This is a genomic window from Hominisplanchenecus sp., from assembly GCF_046967715.1.
Lineage (GTDB): Bacteria > Bacillota > Clostridia > Lachnospirales > Lachnospiraceae > Hominisplanchenecus > Hominisplanchenecus faecis.
In genome coordinates, this window is record NZ_JBKVNQ010000084.1 from 1 (window position 1) to 8,580 (window position 8,580).

The 8,580-nt window shown below is 41.0% G+C and carries 7 protein-coding genes; 1 reads left to right on the forward strand and 6 read right to left on the reverse strand.

Going from position 1 to position 8,580, the window contains the following annotated elements; genetic code table 11:
* The 5 genes from ACLTL4_RS10410 to ACLTL4_RS10430 all read right to left on the reverse strand — a co-directional run.
* Positions 1–909, reverse strand: a 909-nt coding sequence (locus ACLTL4_RS10410; RefSeq protein ID WP_412320504.1) for a dicarboxylate/amino acid:cation symporter, incomplete at its 3' end; no start/stop codon positions are given.
* Positions 910–926: 17 nt separating this feature from the next.
* Positions 927–1,334, reverse strand: a complete 408-nt coding sequence (locus tag ACLTL4_RS10415; RefSeq protein ID WP_295301465.1) for an ATP-binding protein — start codon at positions 1,332–1,334, stop codon at positions 927–929.
* Between the two features lie 3 nt (positions 1,335–1,337).
* Positions 1,338–2,969 carry a SpoIIE family protein phosphatase gene (locus ACLTL4_RS10420; protein ID WP_173903341.1) on the reverse strand — a complete coding sequence of 544 codons (1,632 nt, stop codon included), beginning with the start codon at positions 2,967–2,969 and terminating at the stop codon, positions 1,338–1,340.
* Between the two features lie 4 nt (positions 2,970–2,973).
* The gene (locus tag ACLTL4_RS10425) at positions 2,974–4,704 is read right to left on the reverse strand and encodes a methyltransferase domain-containing protein (protein ID WP_412320505.1); all 1,731 of its coding nucleotides are present in this window, start codon (positions 4,702–4,704) and stop codon (positions 2,974–2,976) included.
* Between the two features lie 45 nt (positions 4,705–4,749).
* On the reverse strand, positions 4,750–5,046 hold the full coding sequence (locus ACLTL4_RS10430; protein ID WP_161285820.1) for an STAS domain-containing protein: 297 nt from the start codon (positions 5,044–5,046) through the stop codon (positions 4,750–4,752).
* A 291-nt stretch (positions 5,047–5,337) separates the two neighbouring features.
* Between ACLTL4_RS10430 and ACLTL4_RS10435 the strand changes: the two genes are divergently transcribed.
* Positions 5,338–6,696, forward strand: coding sequence for an MATE family efflux transporter (locus ACLTL4_RS10435; RefSeq protein WP_173903339.1), 1,359 nt, complete (start codon positions 5,338–5,340; stop codon positions 6,694–6,696).
* Positions 6,697–6,814: 118 nt separating this feature from the next.
* Here ACLTL4_RS10435 and ACLTL4_RS10440 read toward each other — a convergent pair.
* Positions 6,815–8,580: ATP-binding protein (locus tag ACLTL4_RS10440; protein ID WP_412320506.1), on the reverse strand; the 1,766-nt coding region annotated here is incomplete at its 5' end.

Genomic DNA, 8,580 nt, shown 5'->3' on the forward strand with positions numbered 1-8,580 from the left:
GATCATTCCAACTGCTGCACCGCAAATAATTGCTATAAAAATGATCTGCAGCATATCCGCTTCCAAAAATGGTTTTACAATATTAGACGGCACAATATTTACAACGGTATCTAATAATGAAATATTTGTATTGCCGGCAGTCTCAATCGTCTTCGATGCTGCATCTGTTACATACTGTGAGAGTGATGCATCTCCCGGCTGTATCAGTTCAAACACACCGATGCCACTGGTCACTGCCAGCAGTGTGGTAAACAGATACATTCCCATCACTTTCAGACCGATTTTCCCCAGATCCCGAATACTGTCAAATTGTGACAGACAGGTAACTATGGAAAAGAATACTACCGGTCCGACAATCATCTTTAACGCATTTAAAAACATTACCTTTACGGGTGTCAGTAAGTATTCATTTAACATATTCTGAGCCGATACTGGTAATGATAATTTAAAAATAATTCCCAGAATTACAGCAAGCAGCATTGCTCCTAAGGTTAAATATAACTGCATTCTCTCTGACCGTTTTACGACCAGACGTATGGTGTTTTGGTGCAGTCTGTTTTTATATTGAAATATATCTGACTGAGAACGAATGATCAGATTTCGAATGGCTGCTTCTGCATCTCCACTCACTCCCTCAAAATCCATATCACCGATGAGTACGCTCTCTTCAGACACATTAAAAGCTTCACCCCGTGCGCTTATATTTAAAGAAATGTTACCGAACAGCTTCTTAAACACGATCTCTATCTTTTCCTGCTCTTCTGTATGACTCATCATACACACAAGACTTTCTTCTGCCATAAGCATGGTCATGGTGGCTTCTCTTCTGTTCAGATTATATTTTTTTAACTCTTCTTCTACATATTGTAATGCTTTCTGAAGCTCCTGTCTGTCATTATGTATAATCATTTATTTTCTCCCATATCTTACAATCTTTTTTCCATCCATAATCTGTTTTGCTGATTCACATACTCGTACTTCATTTCATCCATGTTCTTCTTGACCAGGTAAATGCCCAAACCACCGATCTTTCTTTCTTCTGAAGATAAAGTAATATCAGGATCTTCTGTATCCAGCGGATTATAGGGGATGCCATTGTCGGTAAATGTCAGAAAGACTGCTTTCGGTGTATTCCCGGACTCCACTCTGACTGTTACAGCTCCAACAGAATCTTTGTATGCATAATGACAAATATTTCCAAATATTTCATCGATGACAATATTGATCTGTATCCTGGACTTCATGGGGCAGGCTATTTGATCCAGAAAATCATCCACAAACGCTGTCACTGTATTCATATTTTCTATCATAGCATCTACTGTTATTTCTTTCACAGGTTACCCCTCCATTTTTTTGGTATACTCCAGACACAACATGGTGATATCATCAGACTGATTATTGTCGCCTGCAAACGCATCTATATCTGCCTTCACGAGTTCCAGGGTCTTCTCAGGACTACATGTCTGACATTGCTGATTCAGGATATGATGCAGTCTGTCCATTCCATATAGCTGGTTGTCTTTATTCATCGCCTCTGTGACTCCATCTGTATACTGAAACACTTTATCTCCTATATCCAGCTGGATCATCTGTTCTTTATATCTGATATTTTCCATACCCGCCAGAACAAATCCCGGACGGATCTTATATGCTTCATATCCTTTGCCTTTGCGATAGATAAAGGGTTTCTCATGTCCTGCATTCACATACCGGAACTCGCCCGTCACAAGATCCAGAACGCCTTCAAATGCGGTAATGAACATTCCGTTATCGTTTGATTCACACAAAATATTGTTTACTTCTGTAAAAACCTCTCCCAGATCACGTCCTGGCTTGGTATGATCTTTTATCAGAGTTTTGCCGATCACCATAAATAAAGCTGCCGGGACACCTTTTCCTGAAACATCTGCCATTACAATGGCAATATGTCTTTTATCCACCATAAAAAAATCGTAGAAATCGCCGCCGACTTCTTTTGCCGGTGTCATAGTTGCATAGATATCCAACTCATTTCTGTCTGGAAACGCCGGAAAAATGCATGGCAGCATAGAAGACTGAATATGGGTCGCAACATTAAGCTCCGTGCCGATGCGTTCTTTTTCTGCTGTGACAGCAGTCAGGTTCTCAATATAAGTTTCCAGTTTTTTCAACATGACATTAAAGGAGTTTCCGAGATCTTCAATTTCATCTCTCGTACTGATGACTATTTCCTGTTTTTTAAAATCTCCGGATTGTATGATTTCTGTAGTAAATCTGGAAAGTTTTTCTACCGGGTTTAATACCATCCATTTCACTAACATCATATACAACAGTAATGCAATACATATTATAGAGCATGAAATTCCAAGCATCGTATATAAAAAGGAATTTAAATGATCTCGAACCTTCTGCATGTCCAGAATATATTGTATTTCAGCGATTGCCTCGCCTTTTTCATCCAGGATCGGAGAAACAGCCGTATAATTGTATCCATAGCTGTTATCTGTCACAAGCGGCTTATCCGTACCTTTATTTTCGGCATACAGATCCCATACATCATAATATTTCTGCAGATCGATCTCATCATATGCCGCTTCTGTGTATAATACATTCGTTCCATAAGCCAGTTTATTCGCAGGGTCATCCCCCAGTTCCTGTACACAGGTGTCAATATAAAAGGTTACACTGTCTTCATCCGGGATCACCAGTGACAGATATGTGATGTCCCCATCCTTCTTTAACGTGTTCAACATAGCTTCCACACGTCTGTATTCCTCGCTGTTTTCACCGCCAGGGCCAAGAATCCTGCGTACATCCGTTATATCCAGCATAGCTGCCACGCTTTTGCTCCCACTGATGACTCTCTGAGCATACATCTCTTCCAGATACTCTTTTGAAGAAAGATAGCTGAACAGAGAAATCGTAACCGTTAGGGCAACCCCCAGCACTCCCAGGGACAATACGAATTTCGGCAGTAATTTTAATTTCATTGTTCTACATTCCTCTCTGACCTTTTGAAATACTTTCTCCTCTACAGGTGTATATTTTAACTCCCATGGAAATTACCGCTTCATCGCCTGTCATCTGCTCATGAAGTTTGTCAAAGTTTTGATTTACCCATTCCCAGTCATGCTGATATTTTTTACTTTCTTTTCCAAGCAGCAATAAATCTTCCGGCAGAAAAGAGCAGTAGGTTTCAAAAATCTGTTCTTTCTTTTCTTTCTCTTTCCCCGAAGAACATACTTTTGAGCATTCGCATTTTATATCTGCATATCCACTGTCTGATAACAGCTGAGGAAGGTGTGCTCCTATTGTCCTTTTTCCGGCGTATGGATCATTTAAAAGTAATTCGAGAAATTTTTGAAACAGACCTTTTGTGTCAGGAACCATTGAACTTTCCATATCATCTGCTTCTATCACAATAAGCTTTCCGTCCTCTGCCAGAAACGGTCTCAGTTTTTTCAAAATATCCTCTGGTCTTTCCGTATGCATCAGCACAAACGAACAATGAATAATATCAAATGCATCTATCTTTTCCTGCTGCATGATTCGCCGGAGATTTTCTGTAAAATCTGCATCTATAACATCACAGGTATAAAAAGAAAATACGTTGTCTTTTAATTCTATTTGTGCCTGTTCGATGAGCGGATTTAAACAATCTATCCCTATGATCTTCTTGAAATTTTCACTCAGAAAACGCATTTTTGTTTTCCATCCATTGTTGCATCCCACATCCAGGAGTGTCAGTCCACTTCTTCCATTCATTACTTTCTGATATACCGGCTGTTCATATTCTGAGAGCAGTTTACCCTGTACGGCCAGTCTGTCCATCTCTGCCTGTCCTAAAAAAAGACCGTTATATGGTTGAATCAGAATCTCTCTTTGTGCAATACGATACGGTGTTCTTTCTCTGATAACCTTTCTGCATTCCTGAAATGTCTGATCTAATTTTTCTTTTAGCTCCAGTACACCCTGGTATACATTTTCATCCGACCGGTCCACTATCATAACAAGGGAATCTTCATTTACATTTAACTGGCGGATTGCCTGATGTTTTTTGAATTCCATCTTGCTGTATTCATTATCAATCATTTCTGCATCATACAGAAACTGTAAATTTCTGTCCGCTGCAATGTCAAGTTCATCTGCAAGGCGAATCAGGGCTGCCAGATAGGGCAGATGAATCTTATTTCCGCTTGGAAGGCAGATTTCCTCCGGATATTCTTTTGTATCCCACAGATCTGTTTTTCTGTGTCCCCGTGCAACCTGTACGATCGCAAAAAGATGTTCCTGTGACGGTATATCAAAAATCTCTGTGTACTTTTTGATATACTCGCCACTGAATTCCTGATGGAAATCCCTGATAATATCTGGAATATTCTCCTGATCATGGGTGTCAAAATAATCTCCGAAGTCAATTTTTTTTCGAAAATTCTCATAATCAGACATGGTGATCCCCATTCCGCTGTCATGAAGATAGGCTCCCATCAAAAGCACATAGATTTCATCCGCATTCATCTGATCAATATTTTTGCCTATAAGACGATTACAAAAATCAATGATATTTATCGAATGCAGTGCTGTGTGATCTGTATAAGTGGGAAAAATATTCTGATATTTTACCAGCATCCGCTCTACACAAACCACACTGTCTGCAACTCTTTTATGTAACTGTGGATTTTCTCTTTTCAATTTCTGTTCACACAAATAATTCGTATCCATCATTTTTCTCCCTCATCTCACACATTTCGGTCAGAAAAATTTCTGTTTCTACTCAATGGTCAGAATATCAGAAAATCCCGTAACCTCAAATACTTCGGCTACGATTTCATTTACGTTCTTTACAACCATACTTCCCTGCTTATTCATGATTTTCTGTGCTGCAAGCAAAATACGAAGACCAGCTGAAGAAATATATTCCAGTTTCTCAAAATCGAATACCAGCTCTGTAACGCCCTCGATGGACTGCTTCAGTTCTGCCTCCAGCATAGGCGAAGTTGTGGTATCCAGTCTCCCTTCCAGTAAAAGTTCTAATTTTGCTGCTTCCAGTTTTTTATTAATTGTCATTTCTATTCCTCCATTCCCTTAATCTGCACAATTTAAAAAAAATTAATGAAACTGTTTTTCTAATAATTATACTTTATTATTGGTTTTAAACAACAGATTTGGCACAAACTAACTGTTTTTGGCACGAAATGTCAAAAACCAGTGTCTGGTCACTGCCATCGTTATCTGTCATATTCACTACATTTCGGTCTTTTCTTTTTCCGTTTACTTTCCACTCCTAATCATGTATCATAGATATAATGTATTTGTATTAATACTGGAAATTTTATCTGGAGGAAGCAAAAAAATTCTATGAGTCGCACAAATGATCTTGGACGGGATGAGATACCCCGTCTGGTAGTAAGGCTGGCCATTCCAACTATGCTGGCACAGCTGGTAAATGTTTTATATTCCATTGTAGACCGCATGTATATCGGTACCGGCGTGGGCGATCTGGCACTGGCAGGCGTCGGTATCTGTTCACCGATCGTTACTCTGCTGGCATCCTTTGGTTCCATGGTCGGTCAGGGCGGGGCACCTGTTATGGCTATGAAAATGGGAAGCGGCAAAAAAAAAGAAGCCCGTCAGGTCTTAAATAACGGCTTCCTGATGCTGCTGATCTTGTCCGCAGTCCTCACCAGTCTGTTTCTGCTCAGCAAAAACTCTCTGCTTATGTGGTTCGGAGCCAGTGAAACAACCTTTTCCTACGCCAATACCTATGTCACAATTTATACCGCCGGTACTTTCTTTGCATTAATCTCCGGCGGCATGAACAGTTTTCTGATCGCTCAGGGATTTTCCGGTCTTGGTATGGCAACGGTAGTGATCGGAGCAGTCCTGAATATCCTTCTGGATCCGCTTTTTATCTTCGTTTTCCATATGGGCGTTGCCGGTGCAGCCATTGCAACAGTCATCTCTCAGATTGTCTCCTGTCTGTTTGTCCTTGGCTGTCTGTTCAGCAAACGGATGCCTGTGCGTCTTGGATGGGGAGATTTTCACCTGCATGTCATGAAACGGATTGTCACTTTCGGTTTCTCTCCGTTCCTCATTCTCGCCAGTGACAGCATTCTGCTCATCGTTCTGAACACTGTGCTGCAGCGTTACGGCGGCCCCGGTGAAGGTGATACACTGGTCACCTGTGCAACCATTGTACAGAGTTATCTTCTGCTCATCACCATGCCTATGGGCGGCATCACCCTGGGAAGCCAGCCGGTAGTCAGCTTCAATTATGGAAAAGGTGATGCACAGAGAATCAAAAAAGCGATTCTGTACATCACCGGATTGTGTGTTTCCTTCTGTATTCTGATGACTGTCGTGACCTGGACAATATCTCCGGTCTATGTACGGCTCTTCACAGAAGATCCTGAGATTTTGCACCGTTCCGTCACCTATATTAAGCGGTTTACCTTTATGATCATCCCGCTGGCCGTACAATATCCACTGGTAGATGAGACCACTGCTCTCGGCAAAGTAAAACTGGCACTCTTCTGCTCTGCCTTTCGGAAGTTTATCTTCCTTGCCGGACTGATCTTCCTGCCTGCACTGTTCACTGCAGATGCTGCATTCTTCTCAGAACCGGTGGCTGATGTGGTATCAGCCACTATGACCAGCTGCCTTTTCTTTCATTTCTTTCCGAAGATCCTCAAAGAACGGGAGCACGTTACCATTTAATCAGGATCAGAACTATTTCTTTTTCATAAACATGATATTCTGTGTGTGGCATAGGAATGTCACGGTGACAGGAGAACGAAAAAAGAGTATATATCATTTTTTAGATATACTGCTTTTCTTACTGCCCTATAGTTTCTGCCAATATCGACAGCAGCTTGTCAACCTGGATTGGCTTTGCGATATGACCATTCATCCCGGCTGTAATAGCCTCTCTCTTATCCTCCTCAAAAGCATTTGCGGTCATGGCAACAATTGGGATATTCGCCTTTTCTTCATCAGCGAACTGACGGATCAGCTTTGTTGCCTGATATCCATCCATATTCGGCATCTGAATATCCATAAGAATCAAATCATAAGTTCCTGCCGGCATCTGATTGATCTGATCCACACACTGTACGCCATCCGCAGCCCGGTCAATCAGCAGCCCTTCATTCTCCAAAATGGTTGTTGTGATCTCTGCATTCAGATCATTATCCTCTGCAAGTAAAATTCGCTTCCCTTTTAACACTTTTTTCGATACGACTTGTTTTGGACTTGATTTTTTCTCATAGTAGCTGTCCTCTGCAAGTCTGTGCTGAAGAATCACAGTGAAACTACTTCCCTTTCCAAGTTCACTGTTCACTTCGATCGTTCCGCCCATCATATCAACCAGCCGTTTCACGATAGACATGCCAAGTCCTGTCCCACCGATTTTTCCGATTGTCGTGCTGCGTTCACGACTGAATGAATCAAACATGATCGGGATATAATCTTTGCTCATGCCAATCCCTGTGTCAGTCACTTCTGTTTTTATCTTTACATACCCCTCTTTATCTCCCGGAAGCTCCTGTGCTTTAATCGTCACAGTCCCACCATCTGGCGTATATTTAAGTGCATTGCTTACAAGATTGATCAAAATCTCTCTGACTTTTGTCCCATCACACACAACACTCTTATGTGTCACGTACATTTCGCTCCTGAGCTGTATATTCTTTTCTTTTGCAGCAGATGCGAACACTCCATCAATTTCTTCCAGTATATCATCCATTCTTTCAACATTCTCATCAATTTCCATCTTACCACTCTCAATGCGGGCCATATCAAGAACATTGTTGATAATGGATAACAAAAGCTTTCCTGACTGCTCTATTTTTTTCTGATAGTCAAGCAGCTTTAAATCTGTCATATCTTCCTTCATCAATTGATTATATCCCAGAATAACATTCATTGGTGTACGAATATCATGAGACATATTGTTAAGGAAATTGGTCTTTGCAAGACTGGCATCCTCTGCTTTTTTCAAAGCAATTTCCAGCTTGTCATTAAGCTTTTGTGTATCATTTGCCGCAAGCTTTGCGACAGCTTCTGCCTTCCTTGCCTTTCGTAAAAGCATGAGGATAATGCTGCCGATGATGCCAAGCGCAAAGAATCCTGTAGTGGCCAGAAAAGTAAGCAGATTGTCTTTTACAAAATCATAAAATGTCACCTTATCTGGCGTACTGTCATAGATAGCAAGTGTGCTTGTAAGCATGTCAGACGGCATGGTCTTCAGGGTTTTATTCAGTATTGATAAGAGAGGGGATTCTCCACCTCTTACTGCAAAGCATGCCTCCATTGTTTTGGTAAGTGGAATACTTTTGAAATCTTGATGGTTATCATACTTCAACGCCAGACTGTTTCCCATGAGGAAACAGTCTGCTTTTTCATGAACGACCATATCTGTCGCATCAGCAAGGGAATCGTAATCTACCAGCTTCCATTGAGGATAACTGAAAATAATATGCTGTTTTAAGGCTTCCTTATCCTTTGGCACAGCTACGGTATATGCCTCATTCTCATTAAAAGATTTCTCATCAGTTACCGCCATCAGGCTGTAAGTCCAGGCTGTATTGGTAAGTGCATAGC

What these genes read in the sequence shown, in the direction of transcription:
- ACLTL4_RS10425 (WP_412320505.1), bottom strand. Translation starts at nt 4,704, where the DNA reads ATGATGGATACGAATTATTTGTGTGAACAGAAATTGAAAAGAGAAAAT.
- ACLTL4_RS10430 (WP_161285820.1), bottom strand. Translation starts at nt 5,046, where the DNA reads ATGACAATTAATAAAAAACTGGAAGCAGCAAAATTAGAACTTTTACTG.
- ACLTL4_RS10435 (WP_173903339.1), top strand. Translation starts at nt 5,338, where the DNA reads ATGAGTCGCACAAATGATCTTGGACGGGATGAGATACCCCGTCTGGTA.
- ACLTL4_RS10420 (WP_173903341.1), bottom strand. Translation starts at nt 2,969, where the DNA reads ATGAAATTAAAATTACTGCCGAAATTCGTATTGTCCCTGGGAGTGCTG.